This window comes from Phytobacter sp. V69, from assembly GCF_965644215.1.
Classification (GTDB): Bacteria; Pseudomonadota; Gammaproteobacteria; order Enterobacterales; family Enterobacteriaceae; genus Phytobacter.
In genome coordinates this window covers 1-689 of sequence record NZ_CBFFRL010000485.1, presented here as the reverse complement: position 1 = coordinate 689, position 689 = coordinate 1, and the positions used below count along the sequence as shown (strand labels likewise).

Annotated in this window: 1 protein-coding gene; it reads right to left on the bottom strand. The window is 47.5% G+C overall.

Annotation, left to right across the window (positions count from 1 at the left end):
- Window positions 1-120: 120 nt before the first annotated feature.
- Complete coding sequence (locus tag ACSZPU_RS26135) at window positions 121-504, bottom strand: biofilm formation regulator BssR (protein ID WP_499004528.1); 384 nt, start codon at window positions 502-504, stop codon at window positions 121-123.
- Window positions 505-689: the final 185 nt, after the last annotated feature.

The following is a 689-nucleotide window of genomic DNA, read 5'->3' as shown; positions in this document are numbered from 1 at the left end:
GTTTTAACAAATCAAAAGGGGTTTTGATAACTGACTTAAAGCTGAAAGCTTTCCGGAACCCCCAGCCTAGCTGGGGGGTTTCTGTGCACAAAAAGAAGGGGGGAGTGGCCTCCCCCGCGTTTAGATTTCAGCGAGCGGTGAGTGTTCGCAAAGATACTGGGTGCTGAAATTAAGCACATTGAAGGCTCTTTCCAGCTTATCGACATTCACCGCGATGTAGGTAGGGCAATCCTGACGCCCACTTAACAGGCATACTGCCACGGAGGATAAAGCCTCCTCAGCGCGATATAACGCCCCTCGGGCATCGGCATCCGGCAACATATTCAGTTGCACGCCGTTATCGCGTATTTCCCTGGCAAGATCGAAGAAGTGCTCCCGTAAACGATCGTTTTCGCTAACCGACATATACCCTTTCGCTTTTCGCATCTGGATATAGCCTGCAAGGTCAGCTTTGGCGTCAAGCAGTTTGTCCAACAGGCACTGTGTGAGTTCGTCAACGGTCATACGTTTTCCCCCTCTTGTCAGCCATTAGGCAAGAAACATAGTATGGTTGTTTTTTGAGCAAAAGCATGAGCGGGGTCAATTATTAACCGTTGATGATAATTCTTTACACTTTAGATAGTGTCGTCACGAGGATAAAAATCATTGATAATAGGGCCTTCTAATCAGAAGGCCCTATTATCATGACT

Coding starts and splice junctions, on each gene's coding strand:
- ACSZPU_RS26135 (WP_499004528.1), bottom strand. CDS start 504: ATGACCGTTGACGAACTCACACAGTGCCTGTTGGACAAACTGCTTGAC.